The following is a 24,401-nucleotide window of genomic DNA, read 5'->3' as shown; positions in this document are numbered from 1 at the left end:
CACCACCTCGCAACGATCCACGAAACGGACACTCCATGATCGAATTCTTCGGCATCCTGCATTGGAACGACTATTCCGAAATTCGCCCGACTCCCTACGAGGACGTCGATACGCAATTCGTGGAAGACTGCGCGCGGGCGCATGAAGAGGCCGGGTTCGCCCGCGTGCTCATCGCCAATTCCGCGCACCGGCCCGACAGCCTGCCCATCGCCACCTGGGCCGCCGCGGCGACCTCGAAGCTGGGCTTCATGCTCGCGCATCGCCCCGGCTTCATTGCCCCGACGATGGCCGCGCGCATGTTTGCGATGCTCGATCGCATGAGCAATGGGCGCTGCGCCGTTCACATCATCACCGGAGGCGATGATGAGGAAGTGAAAGCGGACGGCGACTACACGACCAAGGAGCAACGCTACCGGCGCAGCCATGAATACGTCGAAGTGATGCGCAAGGCCTGGACGAGCCCGGCCCCGTTTGATCACGCGGGCGAGTTCTACACCATCGAGAACGGCTTTGCCCACGTGCGCCCGGACGTCCGGCCTGAAAGTGGCGGCACGATACCGATCTTCTGGGGCGGCAGCTCCGAGGCTTCGCTCGACTACGGATCGCGCGTGGCGGACGTCTACGCCTTTCCCGGCTTCGCGGCTCAGGCCCTGCGCGCACCGGCCCAGGACGTGCGCGAACGCGCAAAGCGGCAGGGGCGATCGATGGAGCTGCTCACCTCGCTCAGGGTCCTATGCGCGGATACCGAGGCCCAGGCCTGGGAGCGCGCGCACGCCATGCAGGATCAACTGATCGCCGAAGTCGTCGACAACGGCCGCTTTGCAGCCTTGCCCGGCGAAACCCGGACGACCACCATCGCGCGCGCCAAGGATGAGTGCACCCGCGATGCCCTGGCCGGTCGGCTCTGGGCAGGGATTACCCGTGTCCCGACCGGGCGTCCTGCGCTGGGATGCCTGGTTGGCAGCCATGACCAAGTTGCCGAAGCGCTGGCTGAATACCACGAACTGGGTTTCTCCAAATTCATCATCAGCGGCTACGACGCCATCGCCGATGCCCGCCTTTTCGGCGCCGAACTGATGGACCGTACGCGCACGCGCTGCGCCGCCTGAAGCTGCACCCGGTCCTTGCCCCATACAATCGGAATGGATGGAAATGGCGATGTCTACGCATGAAATCGAACTGGTCGGCCTGGTGGCGCCCTATCGCGGCTCGGAAGCAAGTCCTGCACCGTCCCCTTATGACCCGGACTTCATCGCGCAAGCCGCGCGCGGCTACGAGGAGGCTGGCTATGACCGGGTCCTGATCGGGCAGAACGCACGATCGGCCGATAGCCTGGTGACGGCCAGCTGGGCGGCCGCGGCCACAAGCCGCCTGAAATTGATGGTGGCCCACCGTCCCGGCTTCATTGCACCGACCATGGCCGCGCGCGCGCTGGCCACGTTGGACCAGTTTTCCGGGGGGCGGGCCGGTGTCCACATCATCACCGCCTTTTCGGACATCGAGACGCGCTGCGATGGCGACTACCACACCAAGGAAGAACGCTACCGCCGCAGCAACGAATACGTGCGCATCCTGCGCCGCATGTGGGCCGGCGGCGAGCCGTTCGACCATTCGGGAGAGTGGTACATGTGCGAGCAGGCGGGCAGCGAGGTCCATCCGGTGAACGGGGCGATCCCGGTCTTCTGGGCCGGGATGTCGGAACTTGCCGTGAAATTCGGTGCCGAGCTGGCCGATGTCTACGCGCTGGGTCCCGGCAGCGTCGCCCAGATTACCGAGCAGGTCACGAAAGTGCGCGCCGAAGCGGCCCGCCACGGCCGTAACCCGCGCATGTCGATGTCGATGCGCCTGGTCATCGCGGACAGCGATGAAGCCGCTTGGGAACGGGCTGGCCATCTGTTGCAGGGCGTCGAGCAGCGTCAGGCGGCGCACGGCACACTCGGCCGCGACCTGGGCAAGGCGGCGCAGGACCTGACGGCCAAGGCGGCGCAGGCGGATGCGGCCGAGGCCGACCCTTGTCTTTGGACCGGACTGACCCTGGCGACGCAAGGCCGCCTCCAGGTTATGTGCCTCGTGGGATCACCCGAGACGCTTGTCGAGGCGCTGATGCGCTACCGCAGGGCCGGCATCGACAACTTTCTTCTCACCGGCTTCGACTGGATGGCCGATGCCCAGCGGTTCGGCCAAGAGATCGCGCCCGAGCTTCGAAGACTAGCCTGGGCCGCAAACCTGCAATCCGGCAGCTGAACGTGTCGCACCAGGCCCGTCACCGGGATGCGGCCGCGCCAAGTCATCGGGTATCATCATATACAACGGGGCAGACTTTTTCTGACGTGGTGAGCGATCGCCAGCGGAGAACAGATTGTCGGAAAACAAATGACGCTTCGCAACGTCGCAAACCGACACGCGGTCGGACGTTTACATGGAGCAAGCCGACCGTCTGCTGCCAGGGAACTGGAATCGTCGGCTAAGTATCCAATTTGGGTCGTTCAACGCGCGTATCTAACTAACATAGGTTCAACTGCACCTTACCGGTAAAGGCCTTGCACACCAAAGCTATCTGACGAGGTAGAGCTTGCCGGTCGCGGGATCCCGGAAGACTTGCCCTGCAGCTTCCAGTCCTTGGCCGTCGCCAACCTGGCCCTGGGTGTTGGCGGAGGTGTCCTGCGTCATTTCGACGGGCCTGGGCGCCGTCTCGTGCTGGCTGGCCGCAGCCAGGGCGGCAATAAGGCCGGTAGCGAACACCAGCATCAGATCCGCGAGGTTGGGCAGGTCCGGTCCGGCATCGGGTTCCTCGGGAAAGCGCGACGACGTGAAATCACGCATGAGTGGCCCCCTCCTGTTCCAACCGGCTCAGCAGAAGGTCAAAGCCGTGGCGGCGCAGGCGCCCGGTCAGATAGCCGACAAGGCCCACGGCCAGGCCCACGATAGTCGTGTCGAAGGCGGTCGTCACCGCTTGTGAAAGCGCCATGAAGTCGCCCCGGCCCAGAGCCGCAATGCCCGGGCCGAGCGGAATCAGGGTTCCCATCAAGCCCAGCGTTGGGCCGATCTTGGCCAGGAGATCGGATCGCGCGATACGTCGCCGGGCGAGGTTTTCCAAGGTGCCGTGATTAAGCCTGGCAAGGCGCGCCGCGCCCCCCACGCGCTCTCCCAGTGCCAGCCCGGCGTCGAGCACCGCGAGGAAAGCAAGAGACAGCAGTGCGACGATGACCGGCCACAAGAGAAGGCCGACAAGGGCGTGCAGGGTCTGGTCGAGCGACGTGGTCATCGAGGCGATCTCCGGCTCCAGGCAAGGCCTGTGAGGAACAAGGCAAGTAGAACGGCAAGCAGGAGCGCGAGGCCCGGGCCGCTGGTGGCGGCTTCGGCAAGCCGGTCGAGCGGGCGGACCTCGTGCATCTCTTGGGGTGGGGGGGATGTCTGTGAGGTCGACGCGGTTTCGCCGCGGGCCCTTGCGAGCACGCCGTCGAGCGCCTTGGCATCAACCGGCGATACCTTGGCGCGCACCCACCCGAACATGGGATGATCGGGACTGGTGTGCCCGCTGCCGGGAAGCCCGGCTTTCGCAATCGTGGTAACGAAGCGGTGTGCGAGATCGGCCACCGTCGCGTCGTCGGCCTTCCAGTAGCCCTTGTGCGCGGCGACCAGCATGACCGCGAGCATGTTGGCCTTGACCGGGCGATTGTCGGGTTCGTCGAGGAAGCTCTCGACGCCGACGCCGTGGCGATCCTTCACGTAGGTCTGGTAGACATCGTCCCAGATGGCATCCGGCACGAGATTGGGATCGGTCACTTCCCAGCCCCACAGATTCTCGAAGAAGGCGAAGTTCATCGTGCGCGCACCGGCATAGCCATGCGGGATGAGCGACTTGATCCAGGCCGGATTGAGCTGGCGTGCGCGCAGCTCGGTAAGGATCGCGACCTTGAGCGGGGCCATGTCCGGCGCCTTCGGATCGCTGGCGTCGATGATATAGCCATCCGGGGTCTTGCCGCTGGCCTGCTCCACCGCGAGATTGAGACCGCCCAGATAGTCGAACGCGTCGTTGTTATCGACCAGTCCGTAGAGGTTGCTCGATCGGCCAAGGAAGGTCTGCGTGATCCCTGCAAGTCGCTGGCGAAAGGCGGGCGCGTGGCTTTGTCCATCGAGGCCGACACCGTAGGCGTGGCCGATCCGTCCCTGGTAGACCCGGGCCACCGCCTTGCGATCCGACCATGAACCCGAGCGCTCGGCCAGCCGGTTGACGCCCGCGCCGTATTCTCCGGACGCCGGACCGAACACGCGCAGCGTGGCAGCGCGGGCGCGCTCGGGTGTGGGCGCGCTCTCGTCCTCGGTCATGGTCTTGACCCAGGCGGCGGCGATGCGGTTTGCAGCCAGGCTCTCGCGTCCCGGCGCGCGCAGTTCACCGAGCGGGGCCAGCGCGCTTTCAAGCGCGTCCGCGAGTTCGGGGTGCGCGTGCGCAATCGTACGCGAGGACGCGTCGAGTGCAAGCAGGCTAGCCTTGTCGAGCCACTTGAGCTGCTCTCCATAAAGGTCGCGGAAGAGCCCCGAGGTCACGAATGTCACGTCCTCGCGCGGGGCGTTCCGGCTTGCGGGACGCCGCTTCAGTCCGGTCAGGATTCCCCGGCTGTTCCAGACCGGCTCAATGCGCAGCAGCGACAGGCCAAAGGCCATGGTAACACCGCCGTCGCGCACCGTGTCCGAGGCCCACAGCACGACCGCGCGGCCGCCTTTGGCGGGAGCGGGCCTGCGCGCCATGGCGGCGCCGACATCCCAGGCGATGCGGTCGGGGACCAGGCTGGAATCGATGCCGTAGAAGTTGCGTCCCGTTGGCAGGCTCTGCGGCGAGCGCAGCGGATCGTTGCCCGGCCCGGGAACCACGAAACGCCCGTCGAGCCCGGCGAGAAGAGCATCCATCTCGGCCTTTGGAGAGGCGCGCAGGGCCGCTTCGGCCTCGCGGTCCCCCATGGATTGGAGCATCGTGTCTACAGCCGTGTCGCTCCAGGGGCGTCCGAAGACGTGGAGCCCCATCGGCATGAAGTCCTCCTGCATCCGGGTCAGCATGTGCCCGGTTTCGTGGACGAGAAGCTCGGCGTCGATGTGCTCGAAAGCAACGCTGTCATCCCCGCGTTCCTCGCGGATCTCGGCGACGATGGCGCTGTCCATGCCCAGCTTGCGCACGCTCGCCCGAATGCGCTCGAGCGCGCGGTGCCGTGCCATCTCGCCGTCGGAGGAACTGTCGCTGCTTTCGTAGCTCTCGACCAGCTGGCGCAGTCCGAGCAGGTCATCATAGAGCGGCGTCGCGGCCAGCGGCGGGGTGAGGTGATCGATGACGACGGCCAGCCCCCGGCGCTTGGCCTGGAGCCCTTCGCCCACACCATCGACAATATAGGGATAGAGCCCCGGGACATCGCCTGCGACAAGCCGCGAATAGCTCTCGCGCGCGAGACCTGTCTGGGCACCGGGCAGAAACTCATAGGTCGAATGCCGTCCCAGATGAATGATCGCGTCCGGCCCGAAGTTGCGGCGCAGCGCTTCGTAATAGGCGAGGTACTGGTGGGGCGGTGGCACGCTGCGGTTGGCGTGCAGCAGCGCTTCCTCGGTTTCCCAACCGCGCGGGGGCTGGGGGCCGATCAGCACGTTGCCGAACCGGAGCGCGGGCAGCACGAAGCCGCCGTCGACGCTCATCACTTTGCCGGGCGCCGGGCCCCAGCCTGCCACACCTTCTATCGCGAGCGCCTGCAAGGCGCGGGTGAGCGTCTGTGTTTCACGCGCATCGTGCTCGCCCGCGATGTAGCGGTCATAGGCGGCACGCAAGCCCGTGGAGAGACGTTTGGCCTTGCGCCCACGCTCCCCGGGGGTGCCCTCGATCACGAAGTCGAGATCCTTGAGGACCTGGTCGACGACCTCGCTCGCCGCCTCGGGTCGCTGATCCCGGATCGCTTCGCGCACGTCCACGGCCAGCGCGGACAGAGGACCGCCCACCATCTCGTCACGGATACGGTCGGGCAGAGCCTGGAAGAAGTGGCGGTAGTCTGCGAGCGAGAGGTGCAGCGCGGAGGTCTTGCCCATCCGGCGCAGCGCCTCTGGGTCGCCGGGCAGGTTGATGCCGCGATCTTGCAACTGGCGAAGGAGCAGGTCGGGGCTCTTCGGCAAGGGGCCGGTGGTATAGCCCTCGGCCTTCAAGCGGCGCAGGATCTCGAGCAGCGAGGCGGGCACGTCGAGATTGTCGGCCCCGATATTATGGCGTCCGGGAGGGTGGTTGTAATAGATGATCGCCACGTGCTTGGCGGCATTGGACTTGCTCTGCAGGCGTACCCAGCCCTCCAGCCGCCGGGCCACCGCGTCGATTTCAGGGGCGACGGGGCGGCTCAGGCGGATCTCGATCCCGGTGAGAGGATCGATCCGGGGTGCCGCCGCGAGCGCCAGTACCGCGGGCTGGCTCGCGCCCGACAGTTCGGGCATGGCGATGCGGTAGTAGACACTTTTCGAGGGGAGACCCTCGGCGCTGGAGCGCCATTCGCTCTCACCCATCTTGTCGCTGCGGATCGCCTTGAGGACCGGAACGCCCAGACGCGCGAGCGCGGCGGTGGCGCGCTCGCGCTCCGAGCCGCCCAGCGCGAAATCGGCCAGTGTCACGAGCGCGGCAGGATGGCGCGCCTTGAGCTGCTCAAGCGCGTCGGCGGTCGGCGCTCCCCAGTCCGCAAACAGCGACTGGCAGGCAAGGTGCCTGGCAACCACGGCCTTGCACAGTTCCTTGTGGGTGTCGCGGTCCCCCGCCTGGTCGCCGGTCTCGTAATCGAGGACGACAACCAGCGGTGCGTCCTTCGCGCCCTGGCGCGCGCCAAAGCGGATCGGGGGGATTGGCCGTGGTGCAGGCACGGCCCTGCGTTCGGCGGCGTCGCCCAGCACCCATGCGAACAGGTTCACAAGGTTTTCGGTGCCGCGGGCCTGCCAGTAGCTTTCCGCCTTGGCATGGAGCGCGCGGGCCACTTTGGGCGATCCTGTCCGGTGCGCCATCCGCTCAAGGAGGGCCGACGAAAGGTCGCTCGACACGCTCACGCCGTGCACCGGGACGTCGAGCTCGCGCGCCTTGACGATCCTTGCCACCCGCGCGGCGTCGTCCCCGAAGACGCCGGCCAGGAGAATCCCGTCGGCGTCCTGCATGAGCCCGGCCATCTCGTCGTCGGACAAGGCGCGCGCCTGTTCGGGCGTGCGCAGGACGATACGCGTGCCCGGATCGGCCTCCACCAACGCCTTGGCCGCGTCCGCCGCGACCTGCGAGTTGCGGGCGGAGATGAGCCCGAACAGCTCGCGCCTTGGGCCCAGACCCGGCCCGGCGATCATCCAGACGGCGAACAATCCGACTGCCAACAGCAGCACGGCGACAAGACCCTTGCGCAACGACACACACCTTTCCCCCCCGCGCAATCCCGAACAGGATCGCACGGCAAGCCAACTACGGTGTCGTCACGGCGGAACCTTCCGATGCCTGCGACTGGTCCCGGTCGAGTGCATGGACGACGGCGACGGCAGGTCTCCTGGCTTGCGGGTCTTAGCCCTGACCGCGTCACCTTCCCGGATCCGAAGTGATCCAGTGGCTCGACGCGAGGCTCACCGCGCACAGTTGCGGGCACAGCGCCGGATTGGAACCGGCTTCCCTTTTCACCCCGGTTTCCCGAGGCACCGTCGCCGCGCTGGATATCGGCAGCTCCGCGTCTTGTCCAGAGTGTGCCTGGGGCAGGCCGCTGCACAAACTTGGTGAAGCTTGAAAAGGAACTTAGGCCGGTAGCAGAAGACGGCCACATACCCGCTCTTACACGATGAAGACGGGAAAGCGGCCACTGCTGGCGCTAAAGTCAGGCGCCTGGAGCAGCCTTTGCTGTGTAATCCCGATCATGGCCCGGCGTGACCCAATGAGATCCCGCCGTTCGTCCTTCCCGGCTTGCCCTCACCGGTTCTGCATTGCTCAGATAATGGGTGATCATGTGGGCGATGCGCTGGCACGGCTCCGCCCCTGCAAAGCTTGCATTGCCAGCGTCATCTCGTACGATTCCGTCAAAAGCGGCCTCTGTACGTTTTACCTGCAAAGCACGATAGGCGGGCCAGCTTTCAAACGCATGTCGGATCGCCCTCTCCAGATCATCGTCGGGCTCGATCACGGGGCCGAAGTCCCACATCGCATAATCAGGATTGCCCTGCCATGCGGCATCGTGGCCGTTAATGAACATGCACGGCCGCGGGCGAACCAGATACTCGTATATCTGGCTGCTGACATCGCCGACGTAGAGGTCGGCCGCCATTGTGTAGCTCATGTCCACCGACCGCTCCGACCCCAGATCGACAAGCACTCGGTCCTTCACGGCGAGTGCTTGCCAAGCCTGCTTTCGGGCATCGTTCCAGTGCCTTGCCATGCGAACATGCGGGGCAATCACAAGGTTGTAGCGATCCGATGCGCAGACTGCATGCGCTAGTCGGCGCGCCATTTTATGGCCCGAACCCATGCGGCGATGAAAATGCGGGTTGTAAAGAATGACAGGCCTGTCATCGGGAAACAGAGGCTGACGCCTCAAGCCGGCCCGCATCGACGCAGCCAGTTTTACAGGACCGCCAACCACACACCTTTCCGGTGTGCAGCGTCCCCCGGCAATCAGTCGCTCGCGGTCCTTGGCCCCTGCTACAAAGACCTTGTCGAAATGACGGAAGCGGTCTTCAAAACCCACGGCGCGATCGCCGGCCCCATGTGGAATATGGAACAGGGGAGGACAGTGGCCGGGTAGCCGCTTCAGGATCGTGCTCGTCCGCTCTGCGCACAGGATGGCATCGCAATCGCGGATCCGGTTTGCCGCCAGCAACAGTTTTGCGATCTTCTGCGTCGCAGGCGGTAACATAGCCCGCAGAGCGCCAGGCATCTTCATGATCACGATCTCAGGCAGCGGCATGGCCAGCTTGTCGGCCAATGCCGCGATACCGTCCGCATCGTCAGAGGTCGGTGCGAAAATCCGAACCTGGCACTGCCTTGATTGCTCCAGTTCGAACGCGACTGGCAGAAAGTGGAGGTACTGATGGGAACCGCCGATCGCCGGCACATGCACAGTCACAGGCACAAGGCTACGCGGCGATTGGGAAGGGCTGCAGTCATGCCTCGCATCTGGCAGCACCTCATGACTGGGGCATGGGCGATACATTTGATTTTGCCCATGTTCGCGCACCGCCGCGTCTCGACCACCGGGAGCGCACGCTCTATCGTCAGGATCTGTGATGAACGCAGTACGGCGGGCAAGGCGATGGATCGGAGTGCGGGGCCGGATGCAGATATTGTTGATTGAGGATGACGATGCGCTGGCCGCGCATGTCGCAAACGGGCTGCGCCAGAGCGGGCATGTCGTTACGCATTGCCGCGACGGGCGGCATGGGCTCATGCAGGTCAGCTCTGAAAGCTATGACGTCATCGTTCTTGATCGGATGCTACCGCACGTGGACGGAATGAAGATTCTTGCCGCGTTGCGTGCCACCGACGACGAAACCCCCGTCTTGCTGATCAGCGCGCTAGGGGATGTCGATGAACGAGTTAAAGGGCTGCGTGCGGGTGGCGACGATTACCTGCCCAAGCCCTTTGCGATGTCGGAATTGCTGGCGAGGGTGGATGTGCTGGCGCGCCGAAAGGCACCTGTTGTCGAGAGTGGGTTTCTGCACCATGCCGATATCGAAATCGACACATTGGCCCGCATCGTGCGGCGCGCTGGCCAGCGCATCGAACTGACCTCCCGCGAATTTGGCTTATTGGTCGAGTTGGTCCGCAATGTGGGGCGTGTAGTCACCCGTTCCATGTTGCTGGAGCGCGTCTGGGATTACAATTTCGATCCCCAGACCAACATCATTGACCAGCATATCAGCAATTTGCGCAAGAAGCTGGAGATTGAAGGACGCGCCTCGCCGATACAGACAGTCCGCGGCGCCGGATATATGATCAACCCTTGATGAAGAGCTTGTTCCGATCTCTCTCCTTCCGGTTGGCTGTGACCTATGCGGCGCTGTTTTGCGGTTCGCTGGCGGTGCTGTTCGCCGCCTTTTTCTGGCTGGCCGTGTCCCGCCCGCTTGGTGTGGTACGTACGCAGGTCAGTGCCGAACTGGCCGAAATGGAAACGGTCTATGCCGAAGAGGGCATGCGCGAACTGGCCAAGCGGCTCGAAGCACGCGCCAGGCCAACGTCAGGCGTGGACCGCGCCTTTCATGCCCTGATCGCGGCGGACGGGTCTGTTCTTACGACTAATCTGCCCAGCTGGCCCAGCCACGTGCAGTCCGGCTTCTACTCGATCGAGGCCGATGTCTATCATGAAGGAGGTGAGATCGATTTCAGCGCTTTGTCGCGCGAACGCCAGTTTCCCGATGGGACGCGTCTGATCGTGGGCCGCGATGCCGAGGTTGTGGAGGATCGCCAGGAGGTGCTCTTGGCCACATTCCCTGTCTTGATTGCCTTGGTCCTGTTGCTGGCCGTGTCGGGTGGATATTTGATGAGCCGAGCGATTGGCCACCGGATTGAGGTCATTTCGGCCGCCGCCCGTCGCGTGATGGGGGGACGATTGGCCGCGCGGGTTCCAGTCCATGGCAGCGGCGACGACTTTGACCGGCTCAGCCATACCCTGAACCTGATGCTCGAGCAGAACGAGGCACTGTTTGAATCGGTGAGGCGCGTATCTGACAATATCGCCCACGAACTCAGAACTCCGCTGTCGCGCGTCCTTGCTGTTTTGGACGATGCGACCGCAGATGAAGCCGCAGATGAAACCAGCGTAATGGGAGAGGCGCGCGAGGAACTGGCTCGCCTGCAAGCGATTATCAATGCCACCTTGCGTATCGCACGGATCGAAGGCGGGCGTCATGATTCCGGTTTTGCAACGGTCGATCTTGCCGCAATTGTACGCGACGCAGTTGAGTTATACGAACCGGCAGCTGCGTTGCGGGATCTGAAAATCTCCGTCGAAGGGCCAGCTACCCTGTCGCTTTCGGCAGACCGCGATCTGCTGTTTCAGGCAATTAGCAACCTGCTCGACAATGCCGTCAAATATAGCCTTAGCGGTAGCATGATCGGCATCCTGCTGAGTGAAGAGGAAGATCGCGCACGTCTGGAAATCGCCAATGAAGGCTTGCCACTGCTGGCCGCCGAGGCGGAACAGGTGACCGAGCGGTTTTTTCGCGGAGCGGCTGCGAGCGACCTGCCCGGCCATGGACTAGGCCTGACCCTCGTCGCCGCCATCGTCCAAAGGCATGAGGGTGAATTCAAAGTCCATGCCAACGGTCGGCATACCAAAATCGCTATCGTATTGCGCCGACGACGTCCTGCTGATGCGTCGACAAAAGCTCAGGGTAGACCGCTATCCGCAAGACGCGGCTTTGGATTTTCCTACTTTTTCGACATCCACGACCCAGCCTCACGGTCAAAGACAATCTCCCCTGCAGGGTCAGGCTGATGGGCATGGGTATGTCGGTTGTGTAGATCCACGTCTCATGCTGTTTGTAAGCCCGACCTACACATCTCGACAGTTCAGCCCGGTCTGTAGCAACGTACGGTTGCGGTCCGGTCCGATCACGACTAGCTCCGGCGCGAAGCAAAAATACCCTTGCAGATCATTGCAGTTTCAAGACAGGCAGTATTCGCCTCGTCGCATCGGAAATCCGTGGAGATCGACAAGTCCGTCATGCCCGGCCCGTTGCCCGGACATCAATAGGCCTCGGCGCCACAACATGGCAGAAACCCTGTGCCGAACACGAAACATATGAATGCCGCCCCCATTGATCGCATTCAGGAGAACGTCCTCGCGTGCGCAGAATGCAGACTCCTCAGTCGGCTTTGCGCATACATGCCGCGCTGGGTCGTGCCAGATATCTTGACGGCAATCGGAATGTTCGGAGCTTTCATAGTCTTCAGCGCATATGTCCTGAGCAATCTTGGCGATAGCTGGCTCTGGCTTTCGATAGCAGGGTATTTCATCCACTGGTTCGGCGATTCCATGGACGGAAGCCTGGCCCGCTATCGGAAGATCGAAAGGCCGCGCTACGGCTACTTCCTTGATCAAAGAGATGGCCTGGAGAATCTGCACACTGAGATAATTGAATTTTCTGCGTCGGAGCAGCCAGGAAGGCTGCGAGACAGGAGCAGAGAATGAGCAGACGACCTCGGCGCAACCATAGTCCGGCATTTAAGGCGAAGGTGGCGCTTGCCGCGATCAAGGGTGAGAAGACGCTGGCAGAGCTGGCGCACGACTATGATCTGCATCCTAACCAGATCACGACGTGGCGCACGCAGTTGCTCGAAGGGGCGGCGGGCGTGTTCGGCTCCGAGAAGGCGTCGGACGAACCGGTCGTCGACGTGAAGACGCTTCACGCCAAGATCGGCGAGCTGACGTTGGCCAATGATTTTTTGGAAGGCGCGCTCGGCAAGGCAGGTCTGTTGCCGAGCGCAAAGCGATGATCGACCGCTCGCATACCTTGTCCGTGAAGCGGCAGGCGAAGGAACTGGGGATCAGCCGGGGCAGTGTCTATTATCTGCCGCGGCCGGTTTCATCCGAAGACCTCGCAATCATGCGTCGCATCGACGCGTTGCATCTGGAGTTCCCATTCGCAGGAAGCCGGATGCTACGCGATTTCTTGCGCCAGGAGGGCATCGAGATTGGCCGCTGCCATGTCGCGAGCCTGATGAAGAAGATGGCCATCGAGGCGGTCTATCGCCGCCCCAGCACCTCCAAGCCGGCGCCAGGACACAAAATCTACCCCTATCTCCTGCGCAAGCTTCCGATCGTGAGGCCCAATCAGGTTTGGGCGACAGACATCAGCTACATCCCCATGGCCAAAGGATTCGTCTATCTCGTCGCCATCGTCGACTGGTTCAGCCGCAAGGTCCTCAGCCACCGGATCTCGATCACGCTGGAGGCCGACTTTTGCGTGGAAGCACTCGAGGAAGCTCTGGCAAGCCGGAGATTTTCAATACGGACCAAGGCAGCCAATTCACGAGCCAGGCCTTCACCAGTGTGCTGATGCGAGAAAAGATTGCCATCAGCATGGACGGCCGGGGCGCCTGGCGCGACAATGTCGTGGTCGAGCGGCTGTGGCGCTCAGTGAAGTACGAAGAAGTCTACCTCCACGCCTACGCATGCGTCAGCGAAGCGCGCAGTTCGATCGGCCGATACCTGGGCTTCTACAACGCCCGGAGACCTCACTCGAGCCTCGGCGGACGTACGCCCGATCAAACCTACTTTGACAATCTGCCTCAGGCCGTGGCAGCGTGAATTGGCCGCGACTTGCGGGGCGTCACTCCGGCCGGGCTACGCCCGACCTCCATGACGCCCCGCAGGCGGCAGCTTGAACAACCAAACCGCAGACGATCCACTTATCAAACGTCAAAGGCTGTTCAGACAAACCGAGCCACTTCTCATAGCTGCGATGGGCTTGCCACCACGCTGGTCGTTGCGGGCATCGGCCTCAGTCGCTACGTCCAGCTGGATGTCGCGCTGGTCGCGCTGGCAGGGTACCTGCTTCTTTCGATCCACGCTTTCCTGCTTGTCCGGTGCTGGGCGAAATGAAGCTCTCCTATGCCTATGCAGGCCCTACCGAGCTGAGGCTGCTCCTGATCGTACTGACCCTGGCGATGATTGTCACCGGTTTGTGGGGGAAGAGCCAGGGGCGCTGACGCCGGACAATGTGAGGTTGGTATTACTCGTCAGATCTGTCGCTTGTCATCATCGACGCAAAGCTCAATGCGCGATATAGCGGAGGCGTGGCAGAGTGCCAGTGCGCCTGCGGCGAGCGGGACGCCGCTATCGAGCGCCGCAAAACTCTACACCCGCGGTACCCAACGATGCGCTGAAATGCAGGAAGACTGTTCATGAGGCAGTGGTGTGAGGATACGCTCTTACAGAAGGATTACAGAGTAATGCCACGGCGATTCCAGATCGGAAATAAAAGGCTTTTCAGCAAGAGGAAGGTGGCATTAGCGATGCTCAGCCTCTGGGTTTGTACGGCTGCTGCAAAGCCTGTTGTTGTTTCACTGGATGAACCCGATTCTGCAAAACTTCAAAGCTTGCCCTATTATGTAGGGGGACGCGCTATAGATGGACCTGCGAAGTCCGGGATCACTCGGCAGTGGCCCGGTACTTACATGGAAACCAGCGTGCGGGGGGAAAGCGTGTTATTTCGGATTGGGGTGGGCGATGTCCGTTTGCATGTGCTCGTCGACGGCCGCATCATCGATACTTTGGTAAAGCCTGAACCGGGGCTATACCGGATAGGGGAATTGTCTGGGGGCGAACATCGGATCCGCCTCGAAGTAGCATCTGAAAGTCAGGCGGAGCCGACACAGTTCGGAGGATTTTTCAGCGATGGTCATGCGCACGCGATGGCCATCAGCCGTCCTCGTCGGCAAATCGAATTTATCGGCGATTCCCATACTGTGGGATATGCAAACCTTTCCGCAACGCTGGATTGCTCCGACTCCGAAGTCTGGAGTGCCACTGACAGCTCGTTGGGGTTTGGACCACAACTTGCGAAAGCAATTGGCGCCGATTATCGCATCAATGCGATTTCCGGCCGAGGTGTGGTCCGCAATTACAATGGATTTGATGCCGACACTTTGCCCGAGAGCTACGACAATGTGCTGTTCGAGATCAAGGCTGCGGCTCTTGCGCAGGTCTGGAAGCCACAGGTGGTCGTGATTGGACTTGGTACGAACGATTTTTCGACGCCTCTCAACGCGGGAGAAAGATGGCAGGACCGAGCTGCACTTCATGCTGATTATGAAGAGGCCTATGTCACGTTCGTTAAAACGCTGCGCGGGCGATACCCCAACTCCTTTTTCGTATTATGGGCGACCGATATGGCCGACGGCGAGATCGAAGCCGAAGTTTCCAGAGTCGTGACCAAACTGAACGAGGGTGGCGATCCTTCTATTGCCTTCGTGGCAATCCATGATCTTGCGCTTTCGGCCTGTCATGGACATCCAACCACAGCCGACGACCAGGTAATTGCAGGCAAGATAGGTGCCACGATCAGTGCCCGGCCTCGGGTCTGGTCCGATTAGCTTTTGCAAGGAAAGTGTCACGCCCGAACGCAACAAGGACGCTGGTGGTATAGAAGATAGTCGCTTCGATGATGTGACCGCCCCCTGACGGCAAAGGTGGCTCGGTTTGTCCGAACAGCCTTTGACGTTTGATAAGTGGATCGTCTGCGTGTTGATTGCCACTGAGAAGTGACCCGGGTGGGTATGGTTTATGTGCTGCCGTTTCCGGGCAGGTTCAAGATGCGGGCTTCTCCTTTCTGGCTTTGGGCGCAGCGGTGCTGGCGCGGAAGCGGAAGCTGTCGTTTCCGGTCTCCAGGATGTGGCAGTGATGGGTTAGCCGATCGAGCAGCGCGGTGGTCATCTTGGCATCGCCGAACACGCCAGCCCATTCGCTGAAGCTCAGGTTGGTGGTGATGACGACGCTGGTGCGCTCGTACAGCTTGCTGAGAAGATGGAAGAGCATGGCACCGCCCGATGGACTGAAGGGCAGGTAGCCCAGTTCATCGAGGATGAGCAGGTCGAGGCGTAGCAGGCGTTCTGTCAACTGGCCGGATCGGTTCATGGTCTTTTCCTGCTCAAGCGTGTTGACCAGATCGACCGTGGAGAAGAAGCGGACCTTCTTGCGGCGATGCTCGACTGCCTGGACGCCCAGAGCCGTGGCGATATGGCTCTTGCCGGTGACGGGCCCACCGATCAGCACGACGTTGTCGGCGTTCTCCATGAAGTCGCCCTGGTGAAGCTGGCGTACGAGGGCTTCGTTGATCTCGCTGGCGGCAAAATCGAAGCCCGCCAGATCCTTGTAGGCCGGGAAGCGAGCCGCCTTGATCTGATAGGCGATCGACCTGACCTCCCGCTCGGCCATCTCTGCCTTCAGAAGCCCAGATAGCATGGGCACGGCAGCGTCGAAGGCAGGCGCGCCTTGCTCGATCAGCTCTCCAGCGGCCTGAGCCATGCCGAACATCTTGAGGCTGCGTAGCATGACGACGATGGCCGCGCTGGCGGGATCATGACGCATGACGGATCTCCCTCAGCCTGTCATAGCGTACGACATTGGCCTCAGGCTCCTGCGTCAGTCGCAGGGCCTGAGGCGCATCGATCGGCGCTGCTGGAAGCGCCTTGCCATCGACAAGGCGATGCGGGCACGTTGAGCACGTGGGTCTTGGTGGCGACACCGGCTTCCAGAGCCAACTCGACCGCGCTCAACACAGCCTGCTCGTCGTGATGCAGAACGAGAGACAGGATCTCGACCATCTCCCTGTCGCCGTCCGGGCGCTTGAGCAGATGCCCCTGTAACTGCCGGAAGGCTTCCGGCATCTCGAGGAAGGGCGCGCCGTTGCGCAAGGCACCAGGCTTGCGTTGGACCACGGCCAGATAATGCCGCCAGTCATGGATCGTGTGTCCCGGCTTGTGATGGGAACGCTCGATGAGGCGGGCATGTTCGCACACGATCTGGCCTTCGGCCGCTATGACCAGGCGGTCCGGGTAGACCCTCAGGCTGACCGGCCGGTTCGCGAAGGAAGCAGGCACCGAATAGCGGTTGCGGTCGAAGGCAATGAGGCAGGTCGGCGACACGCGCTTGATCTGCTCGACAAAGCCATCGAAGGGCCGGCCCAGCGGCATCAGGCAGGAAACTTCCTCGGCGTGCGCATCGGCCACGGTGCCGGGTAGGACACCATGCTGGATCTCGCGCCATTGGGCGATGCATTGTTCTTCCAGCCAGGCGTTCAACTCAGCCAGATCGCGGAAGCTGGGCATCGGTTGCCACAACCGGCGCCGAGCGTCCTGAACGTTCTTCTCAACCTGCCCTTTCTCCCAGCCAGAAGCCGGATTGCAGAAATCGGTCTCGAACAGATAGTGGCTGGCCATGGCGGCGAACCTGGCGTTGACCTGCCGCGCCTTCCCCGCCCCGATCTTGTCGACAGCGGTGCGCATATTGTCGAAGATGCCCTGCTGCGGCACGCCGCCCAGCACCCGGAATGCCTGCGCCAGCGCGTCGAACAGCATCTCATGGGTCTGGAGCAGATAGGCCCGCACGATGAAGGCGCGGCTATGTGCCAGCTTGGTATGGGCAACCTGCAACTTGGTCACCTTGCCGTCCAACACGGCATAATCCTCGCTCCAGTCGAACTGGAAGGCCTCGCCAGGCTGGAAAACCAAAGGCACGAACGTCCCGCGCCCGCTGGTCTGCTGTTCATATTGAAGCTCGGCCCGCCATCGCCGCGCAAAGGCGGCCACCCGGTTATAAGAGTCATCGTAACCCAGCTTCACCAGATCACCGTACAGCTGCTTGGCGGTCCGCTTCTGCTTGCGGGATTTCTTGGATTCCACTCGCAACCAGGCCGTCAGCTTGTCCGAGAAGGGATCGAGTTTGCTGGGCCGCAATGGAACCTTGAAGCGGGGCTCAACCGTATCGGAGCGCAGATACTTGCGAATGGTGTTGCGGGACAGGCCGGTCCGGCGCCTGATCTCCCGAATGGAGATCCCCTGCCGGAAATGCCACCGGCGGATCACACTGAGTAAGTCCATGTCGATCACTCCAAGACCCTCCGACTGGCAGCCGGAAGGGAGGGAAACATGGGTCAATTCTCAGTGGTAATTTATAAGCGCCCCGGGTCACTTCTCAGTGGCAATCAACAGAATACGGTCCGGCAGCGGTCGTAGGGGGGGGCGATGTGACACCAATCCTTCAGGGGGCCAAACATGATCTCGATGCGGTTGCGGGATTTGCCGCCGGAAATGCAAGGTTTGATCCTTGTTTGCTTAGGTGCGTCCTAGAACCATTCGGCATCGTAGCCTCGGTCGATCAGCATCCACGGTGCCTTTCGCAAGCCATCGAGCAAAGCCGCTGAGCCGGTGGAATCGCTGTGACGCGCCCCCGTCAAAATTCTCCAAACAGGCGTTGAAAGCGCGGTTCAATGGAGCGCCGCCGCTTGGCGAACGCGCAGCGGATTTGGTCTCGGGGGATCTGTCCCTCTGTCTGGACAAGATGGGCGCCGAAGCGATGTTGTCCTCCCGGTGCCGTGGCACCGGGAGGAGCGAGTTCAGAACTGGAACGCGACGCCGCCGCCGATCACGCGGGGGTCGTTCACGAAGGCCGTCAGGTTGTTGAAGTCGATCGCGCCGATGACATTCGATTCATTGGTGATGTTACGGGCAAAGGCGAAGACGTCGACACCATCGCTGGGCGAACGCCAGCCCAGACGCGCGCCGCCCTCGAAGTTCGTCCCGACGTGGAACTCGGTCGCATCGTAGAGGAAGATGTTGAAGTCCGATTGCGCCACCCAGTCGGTCTGCGCGTAAAGCTTGCTGCCACCCGCCAGTTCGTGGGTGTAGGAGGCCGTCAGGTTCATCAGCCAGCGCGGGGCCTGCGGGAACGGATTGCCGTTGATTGCCGCGCGCCGCGTGGTGCCGACGTCCACGATGGGATCCCGCACGGTGCAGGCGGCCCCGCAGAACGCGACAAGCATGTCCGGATCGGAAATGCGCGTGAAGTTGTACGAGACCCCGCCGGTCAGTATCAGCCCGGGCAGCGGATTGGCGCTGGCTTCGAATTCCACGCCGCGCCCGATACCGCGCCGCGCGTTGATGAGCTGGTTGAAATTGCCCTGGCCGCCGATCGCGGTGAACTGCGGATCGTCGATGCGGTAGGTGTAGGCGGTGAGGTCGGCGCGGAAGCGGTTATCCGGGGTCGCCGTCTTGATACCGATTTCGTAGGAGATGATCGTCTCGGAATCGGCCGTGGTCAGGATATCCGAGCTGGCGATGCGTCCCTGGATCGATGGGCCACGGTAGCCACGCGCGATGCGGCCGAACAGGCTGACCTGAGGGCTGACGCGGTAGAGCGCGCTGACGTCCCAGCTGGGTTGGTCATCGCTGACCGAGCGGGTATCGATGAAGTAGCGACCGAGCGTGCGCTCGGCCACGAGATCGCGTTCGTCGCGGGTCCAGCGCGCACCGCCGGTGAGGCGCAGGCTGTCGGTCACATCGTAGCGCACCTGCCCGAACACGGACCAGCTGTCGCTCTTCTGGTTGAGCGTGGAGATGACCGTGGGATCCAGGCCTCCCGTTCCGTTCCAGCTGGCCGAGATCAACTCAAAGCTTTCGTGCCAGTAGAACGCGCCGAGCTGCCAGCCAAAGCGGGAATTGCCGTTGCTCGCAAGGCGCACCTCGTAGGTCTGCTGGTCGAGGTCGCTCGACAGCGTGCCGGTTTCGGACGGGAAGGGGATCGTGCCGCTGCCCTGCGTCGTGCCCAGGACACCGCCATCGATGTCGCCGCGTCCCGAGCTGCCGCCCTGGTAGGCCGAGACGATGCCGGTCAGCGTCGCGGTGCCCAGGTCGTAATCGACGTGGAGGGCCTGCGACTTGGTGTGCTGGGCCTGCGGGTTGTTGCGCCCGCCGTCGTAGTAGACGCGGTCGCGGTCGTAGCGCTCGTTGAGCTTGTTCGATCCGGTCGTGAGCACGTTGGCGCGGTTGAGAGTGCCAGTGCCCCGGTAGTCGCGCGCCTGCAGGGTGAGCAGGACCGAGAGGCGGTCATCGGGCTGCCACTGTGCGTGAATGCGTCCGGCGATGTCGTCGAAACCGCCAAGGTCATGGCCGGGACGGTTGAAGGTCGTCTCCTCGTAGCCGTTGTCGACCCAGTTGTCGCGGTGATTGACGAGCCCTGCAACGCGGAACGACAGGGTGTCGGTGGCCGGAATGGTCAGGCCGACCTCGCCGCGGATGGTCCCCATTTCCCCGAGCGTGAACTGCGCCTGTCCGTCGGCATCCTGGTCCGGACGGCGGGTGTCCATCTTGACGACGCCCGCGGGCGTGTTGCGCCCGAACAGCGTACCTTGCGGGCCCTTGAGAACTTCGACGCTCTCGACGTCGAAAAGTGGGAAGCTCTTGAGGTAGACGTTTTCCAGGACCACGTCGTCGAGCACGACCGAGACCGGCTGCGAGGCGTTGAAGTCGAAATCGACGTTGCCCAGGCCGCGGATGTACAGGCGCGGTGCGTAGCGCCCGTTCGAGCTCTCGACATAGAGGCTGGGAACCCGTCCGGCGAGCGAGAGAATGTCCGCGCCGCCTTCCGAAATGGCCGAGAGCTTGCCGCTGTCCAGCACCGAAACTGCAATCGGCACGTCGCGGATCTTCTCGGGGCGGCGCTGCGCCGTCACAACGATGTCCCCGCCGGTGGTTTCGCCGATGTTCGCGATGGACGGCGAACCTGCCTCTTGGGCCATGGCCGGAACGGTGCTCGAAAGCAGCATGGCCACGCCGCTCAGCAGGTATGTCTTGATTTTCACGATGCCCCTAAACTCCAATGAAATACGCTACCCCGCAGGGAATGCGGCCCCTGCAAGGACTGGTTTAAATATATGTAAATGCGGCTATTATGAGGGCTTCGTGACAGTTTCGCGTACCTGAGCCACGATGGCTCTCAGCGCCAGGAGGAGACACGCCATGCCGGCATTCGGGATGGAAGGAAAAGCCGGGAGGCGGGCGTGGCGGGGGCCTCTGGCCGGGCTGGCGGTGTGGGCGCTGGCGAGCCCGGGGATGGCCGTGCCTGCGCGGAGCGCTGCATTCGATATTGTCCCGCTCGGGGTCGAAGGCGGGCTTGTGGAAGGGGCCACCACGGCCTGGTATCTGGCGGCGCACGCGGCGAAGACCGGGCTGGCCTGCGATGCCGGAACACTGGTTCCGGGCATTCGCGCCGGGCGTGAGCACGGGGCCTTTCCTAAGGGCGAGGACGACGGGACCATCCTGCACGAACGTATCCGCGCCTATGCGATCACCCATGCGCATCTCGATCACGTGGCGGGCATGGTGATGGCCTCGCCCGACGACAGCGCCAAGCCGATCTTTGCACTCGGGCCGGTCAATGACGCGCTGGCTCAGGACTATTTCAACTGGAGCGCCTGGCCCAACATGGGCGACAGGGGCGCGGCACCGCAACTGGGACGCTACACCTACCGCGACCTGTCGCCCGGGAGCCGCGCGCAGGAGGTGGAGGGAACGGATCTTGCCCTGCGCGCCTTTCCGCTCGCGCACGGGGGCGTGCTATCCACCGCCTTCCTGGTCCAGAGCGGGCCGGACGCGATCCTGTGCATGGGGGACACGGGGCCCGATGCAGTGGAAGGCAGTGACCGGCTCGACCAACTTTGGCAGGCCGTTGCCCCGCTTGTCCGGGCCGGGCATCTGCGGGCCATCCTGGTGGAGACGTCCTATACCAATGCGCGGAGGGACGAAGAGCTCTTCGGGCATCTTACCCCGCGTTGGCTCAACCGCGAACTGGAACGCCTCGCCGGGCATGTTGGCGACACCGACGCCCTGCGCGGGCTGAATGTGGTCATCGGGCACATCAAACCATCGCTCGCCCTGGCCAGGGAACCTGCGGTCCAGACCATCGCTCGCGAGTTGGAGGAGAGCCGGACGCTACCCGTGCGGTTCTGGATCGCACGTCAGGGCGAGCGCCTCACATTTTGAGCAACGGCCCATGGAGCAAGGTTCTCCATGGGCCGCCATCAAGGCCCGCGCGGGTCAGAAGCGGAACCGGACACCGCCCGAGAAGCGGCGCCCGGTACGGCGGTACTCTTTGGTGCGGTCCTGGCTCACCGAATAGATGAACTCCTTTGCATCGTTGAGGTTGATCGCGTCCAAGAAGACAGTGAAGCGCGGCGTTACCTCGTAGGAGAGACCCGCGTCGAGCTGGCCGTAGGCGTCAAAGTACTCCGGCTCGCCGTTGCGGCCTGAGGCCACCTGCAGGAAGTTGTCGCGCCAAGTGTAGGCGACACGCGCCTGGATGCCGTACTTTTCGTAAAAGCCGACGAGGCTATAGGAGGTCTTGGATAGGCCTTCCAGCCCGTAGGAGACGCCTGCAACCGCGTTCGTGTAGTTGGCGTTGGATTCGGTGTAGTTGAAGCTGGTCTGGACGCCCAGACCGTCGAGCGGCGAGGGCAGGCCGGTGAAGGCCTGACGGTAGCCCAGTTCGAAGCCCTTTACCGTCGCCCCCTGGCCATTGTCTGGCACGGTCACCTGGAACGTCACCTCGTCGACCAGTTGGGGGGTGGTCACCAGCGTCACGAAGGAATCTATCTTCTTGTAGAAAGCCGCGAACGACAGCAGTGAACTGTCCGCGAAGTACCATTCGGCCCCCACTTCGACTTGCTTGGCGCGGAAGGGATCAAGGTCGGGGTTGCCGCGGCTGATGGTCTCGTTGCCCGGATTGGTCTGGATCGTCTGGCGGGGCGAGAGATCGGTCAGAGTCGGCCGGGTCATCACCTTGGAGGCCGAGACGCGCAGGATCAGGTCCGGGGTCGGTTCCAGCTTGATATTCAGCGAAGGCAGCCAGTCATGGTATTGCCCCTTGAAGCCGACCGGCACGATATCGGAGACCTCGATGATGTTCTGCCCCTGGCCATTGGGGCGCGCACTGATGATCGTGCGCGATGCTCCGTCCGAGGTGTAGGAGGTGCCCTCGTAGCGTAGGCCCGCATTGATGGTGAGCGGCATGCCGCCCAGCATTGTACGGTAATTAGCCATGACGTAGCCGATCTTTACCTTTTCATCGACGATCGAGGAGACCGCCGGGGAATAGACCGCGGGCGCGAAGGCGATGCCGTCCTCCCGGGCGAAGGTATCGATGACGCCGATCATCTCCTGCGGGCTGTAGATTACCCAGTCGCGCACTATGGCGTCCGGGCCTGAGCCTTGGAAAAAGTCGCGCCCCGTGGGGCGGAACAGGCTGGTCGGGAGTACGCGGTCCGAACCGCAATAGGCGCATTGCTGGTCGAAGGGCATTTCGTCCCCGGTCAGGGTCTTGGTCCGCTGCGCGTACATGCCGCCGAAGAAGAGTGTCAGCTCGTCGGTCGCCTCCCACTCGGAATCGAAGCGGTATTCGCTGATCTTGTCGTCGACGTCGTTGGTCGCGCCCCAGGTGTAATAATGGGCGGTAATCCCTTGCGGGTTGGTCGCCGCGTTGGGGTAGGCGGGGTTCGAAAAACCGTACTGGTAGATCGGGCTGCCGCCCCGGCGGTCGAACCACATGTCCATGCCCTTGCGACGGATGGTGGTGAACAGGCCATCTTCCTTACCCCGCCGCTCAGCCTTGGAGCGCGAGACATCGAGGTTCAACTTAAGCCGGTCGGTCGGTATCCACTCGACATTGGCACCGAACTGGGTGGTGAGCACGTCGCGGTGGTCGTACTGGACGATCTGGTCGACAAAGCCGTTCTCGTAACGCTGATACACGGCCTCGCCGTCCTCGACGATCTGCTCGACCAGGCTTCCGCCCGAAAAGTCGTAGGCAAGGCCGGTCTGCTGTTCGGTGAAGTCGGCCTTGGAATAGATCCCGTCGAGCGAGATCGTAAGCGTATCGGTCGGCCGGAACTGAAGCGCGCCCGAGAAGCCATAGCGCTCCAGACTGCGCTCGAAGAAGAACGGCGAGAGGTTCGAGGGCATCGAGACATTGCTGAAAGGGGCAACGTCCGGGCCTAGGCGTCCGCCCGGTACGCCGTTGGCATCATAGTAGGAATCGGAACTGGAGCGGCGGACATGGCCCGCGCCGATGGTGAATTCGTCGTTGCGGGTGTCACGCTTGGTATAGACGCCCGAGAGCGAGATCCCCAGCGTGCTGTCCGCATTGCGCCATGACAGGACGCCCGAGACTTCCGGGTTGAACTTGTCGGCGATCTCCGCCCACATCTGTCCGGCCGACGCGCTGAAGGCGAAGGCTTCGGACTGGTCGATCGCGCGCAGGGTATGGACATCGACGGTTGCGCCGATCGATGCACCGTTCACGTTGGCCTGCGGGGACTTGTAGACATCGGCGCCCGAGATGATTTCGGAGGGCAGAACGTCGAACGAGAATTCGCGCCCGTTGTTATCCGTGGCAAGCGTGCGGCCGTTGACCGTTACCGCGTTGAACTTGGGTCCGAAGCCGCGCACCGTGATGTAGCGTCCCTCGCCGCGGTTGCGCTCGATGGTGACGCCCGCGATACGCTGGAGGGATTCGGCGACGTTCTGGTCGGGCAACTTGCCGAGATCCTCGGCCACGATGGAATCGACCACAGACACCGCATCGCGCTTGATATCGATGGCCGCGCGCTGGCTGGCGCGGATGCCGCTGACGATGATCACGGCCTCGGCATCAGCTGCGCTCAACTCGCTTCCCTGGTCGGCCCCGTCGTCCGCGGCCTCCTGGGCAAGGGCCTGGGGCGCTGTGGCCAGGGCAAGAATGGCGGCCGAGCATAGCAGCGCGGTCGGCCCCGCGCGACGAAACCTTCCCTGAGTGGGCATTCTCAACTCTCCCTTATTTATTGTTCGATGTAATTACGCCTCCTTTGCGGAGAGTCAACATACATCATATGTATTACGCTTT

General features: G+C 62.8%; 14 protein-coding genes, 3 pseudogenes and 1 riboswitch. Of the genes and pseudogenes, 9 read left to right on the top strand and 8 right to left on the bottom strand.

Annotated elements, in window-relative coordinates:
- Positions 1–35 precede the first annotated feature (35 nt).
- Together LC060_RS09735 and LC060_RS09730 are read left to right on the top strand one after the other, a co-directional pair.
- Positions 36–1,109 carry an LLM class flavin-dependent oxidoreductase gene (locus tag LC060_RS09735; protein WP_226634982.1) on the top strand — a complete coding sequence of 358 codons (1,074 nt, stop codon included), beginning with the start codon at positions 36–38 and terminating at the stop codon, positions 1,107–1,109.
- Between the two features lie 49 nt (positions 1,110–1,158).
- Positions 1,159–2,244 (top strand): LLM class flavin-dependent oxidoreductase, encoded by a 1,086-nt coding sequence (locus tag LC060_RS09730; RefSeq protein ID WP_226634980.1) that lies wholly within the window; start codon positions 1,159–1,161, stop codon positions 2,242–2,244.
- 309 nt (positions 2,245–2,553) lie between these two features.
- Here the strand turns inward: LC060_RS09730 and LC060_RS09725 are convergent, their stop codons facing one another.
- The 4 genes from LC060_RS09725 to LC060_RS09710 form a co-directional block, all read right to left on the bottom strand.
- Positions 2,554–2,823 carry a hypothetical protein gene (locus LC060_RS09725; RefSeq protein WP_213500434.1) on the bottom strand — a complete coding sequence of 90 codons (270 nt, stop codon included), beginning with the start codon at positions 2,821–2,823 and terminating at the stop codon, positions 2,554–2,556.
- Positions 2,816–3,265, bottom strand: coding sequence for a MotA/TolQ/ExbB proton channel family protein (locus tag LC060_RS09720; RefSeq protein ID WP_226634978.1), 450 nt, complete (start codon positions 3,263–3,265; stop codon positions 2,816–2,818). Before LC060_RS09720 ends, LC060_RS09725 begins: the two co-directional genes overlap by 8 nt.
- Positions 3,262–7,401, bottom strand: a complete 4,140-nt coding sequence (locus LC060_RS09715) for a cobaltochelatase subunit CobN (RefSeq protein WP_226634976.1) — start codon at positions 7,399–7,401, stop codon at positions 3,262–3,264. The genes LC060_RS09720 and LC060_RS09715 overlap by 4 nt, the downstream gene beginning before the upstream one ends.
- Positions 7,402–7,504: 103 nt before the next feature.
- A riboswitch (cobalamin riboswitch) is annotated at positions 7,505–7,697 on the bottom strand.
- A 153-nt stretch (positions 7,698–7,850) separates the two neighbouring features.
- Entirely contained in the window at positions 7,851–9,080 is a 1,230-nt protein-coding gene (locus LC060_RS09710; RefSeq protein WP_226634974.1) for a glycosyl transferase, read from the bottom strand.
- A 172-nt stretch (positions 9,081–9,252) separates the two neighbouring features.
- On the opposite strand from LC060_RS09710, the gene LC060_RS09705 reads away from it, so the two are divergent.
- From LC060_RS09705 to LC060_RS09680, 6 genes and pseudogenes are all read left to right on the top strand, one after another.
- Positions 9,253–9,972 carry a response regulator transcription factor gene (locus LC060_RS09705; protein ID WP_226634972.1) on the top strand — a complete coding sequence of 240 codons (720 nt, stop codon included), beginning with the start codon at positions 9,253–9,255 and terminating at the stop codon, positions 9,970–9,972.
- Positions 9,972–11,462, top strand: coding sequence for a sensor histidine kinase (locus LC060_RS09700; protein WP_226634970.1), 1,491 nt, complete (start codon positions 9,972–9,974; stop codon positions 11,460–11,462). The genes LC060_RS09705 and LC060_RS09700 overlap by 1 nt, the downstream gene beginning before the upstream one ends.
- Before the next feature lie 306 nt (positions 11,463–11,768).
- Complete coding sequence (locus tag LC060_RS09695; protein WP_319005415.1) at positions 11,769–12,158, top strand: CDP-alcohol phosphatidyltransferase family protein; 390 nt, start codon at positions 11,769–11,771, stop codon at positions 12,156–12,158.
- Positions 12,155–13,277, top strand: a pseudogene (locus LC060_RS09690) (IS3 family transposase). Before LC060_RS09695 ends, LC060_RS09690 begins: the two are co-directional and overlap by 4 nt.
- A gap of 144 nt (positions 13,278–13,421) precedes the next feature.
- Positions 13,422–13,651 (top strand): annotated as a pseudogene (locus tag LC060_RS09685) (CDP-alcohol phosphatidyltransferase family protein); the annotation flags it as partial.
- A gap of 270 nt (positions 13,652–13,921) precedes the next feature.
- Positions 13,922–15,064: an SGNH/GDSL hydrolase family protein gene (locus tag LC060_RS09680; protein ID WP_226634968.1), complete on the top strand. Its 1,143-nt coding sequence runs from the start codon at positions 13,922–13,924 to the stop codon at positions 15,062–15,064.
- Positions 15,065–15,278: 214 nt separating this feature from the next.
- Here LC060_RS09680 and istB read toward each other — a convergent pair whose 3' ends face one another.
- The 3 genes and pseudogenes from istB to LC060_RS09660 form a co-directional block, all read right to left on the bottom strand.
- Positions 15,279–16,058: an IS21-like element helper ATPase IstB gene (gene istB / locus LC060_RS09675; protein WP_226634966.1), complete on the bottom strand. Its 780-nt coding sequence runs from the start codon at positions 16,056–16,058 to the stop codon at positions 15,279–15,281.
- Positions 16,048–17,569: pseudogene (gene istA / locus LC060_RS09670) on the bottom strand (IS21 family transposase). Before istA ends, istB begins: the two are co-directional and overlap by 11 nt.
- A 515-nt stretch (positions 17,570–18,084) precedes the next feature.
- Positions 18,085–20,328 (bottom strand): TonB-dependent receptor, encoded by a 2,244-nt coding sequence (locus LC060_RS09660; RefSeq protein ID WP_226634964.1) that lies wholly within the window; start codon positions 20,326–20,328, stop codon positions 18,085–18,087.
- 157 nt (positions 20,329–20,485) lie between these two features.
- On the opposite strand from LC060_RS09660, the gene LC060_RS09655 reads away from it, so the two are divergent.
- Positions 20,486–21,508 (top strand): 3',5'-cyclic-nucleotide phosphodiesterase, encoded by a 1,023-nt coding sequence (locus LC060_RS09655; protein WP_226634962.1) that lies wholly within the window; start codon positions 20,486–20,488, stop codon positions 21,506–21,508.
- Positions 21,509–21,562: 54 nt separating this feature from the next.
- Here LC060_RS09655 and LC060_RS09650 read toward each other — a convergent pair whose 3' ends face one another.
- Positions 21,563–24,319 (bottom strand): TonB-dependent receptor, encoded by a 2,757-nt coding sequence (locus tag LC060_RS09650; protein WP_226634960.1) that lies wholly within the window; start codon positions 24,317–24,319, stop codon positions 21,563–21,565.
- Positions 24,320–24,401: the final 82 nt, after the last annotated feature.

The sequence above is a fragment of the Novosphingobium profundi genome, from assembly GCF_020524485.1.
Classification (GTDB): domain Bacteria; phylum Pseudomonadota; class Alphaproteobacteria; order Sphingomonadales; family Sphingomonadaceae; genus Novosphingobium; species Novosphingobium profundi_A.
The sequence above is the reverse complement of the archived record's forward strand: the minus strand, read 5'-3'. Positions and strand labels throughout refer to the sequence as shown.

Bases quoted from the DNA above. Each gene is read 5' to 3' on its own strand.
- LC060_RS09725 (WP_213500434.1), bottom strand. From the start codon at position 2,823: ATGCGTGATTTCACGTCGTCGCGCTTTCCCGAGGAACCCGATGCCGGA.
- LC060_RS09655 (WP_226634962.1), top strand. From the start codon at position 20,486: ATGCCGGCATTCGGGATGGAAGGAAAAGCCGGGAGGCGGGCGTGGCGG.
- LC060_RS09735 (WP_226634982.1), top strand. From the start codon at position 36: ATGATCGAATTCTTCGGCATCCTGCATTGGAACGACTATTCCGAAATT.
- LC060_RS09695 (WP_319005415.1), top strand. From the start codon at position 11,769: ATGAATGCCGCCCCCATTGATCGCATTCAGGAGAACGTCCTCGCGTGC.
- LC060_RS09730 (WP_226634980.1), top strand. From the start codon at position 1,159: ATGTCTACGCATGAAATCGAACTGGTCGGCCTGGTGGCGCCCTATCGC.
- istB (WP_226634966.1), bottom strand. From the start codon at position 16,058: ATGCGTCATGATCCCGCCAGCGCGGCCATCGTCGTCATGCTACGCAGC.
- LC060_RS09680 (WP_226634968.1), top strand. From the start codon at position 13,922: ATGCCACGGCGATTCCAGATCGGAAATAAAAGGCTTTTCAGCAAGAGG.
- LC060_RS09700 (WP_226634970.1), top strand. From the start codon at position 9,972: ATGAAGAGCTTGTTCCGATCTCTCTCCTTCCGGTTGGCTGTGACCTAT.
- LC060_RS09705 (WP_226634972.1), top strand. From the start codon at position 9,253: ATGAACGCAGTACGGCGGGCAAGGCGATGGATCGGAGTGCGGGGCCGG.
- LC060_RS09650 (WP_226634960.1), bottom strand. From the start codon at position 24,319: ATGCCCACTCAGGGAAGGTTTCGTCGCGCGGGGCCGACCGCGCTGCTA.
- LC060_RS09720 (WP_226634978.1), bottom strand. From the start codon at position 3,265: ATGACCACGTCGCTCGACCAGACCCTGCACGCCCTTGTCGGCCTTCTC.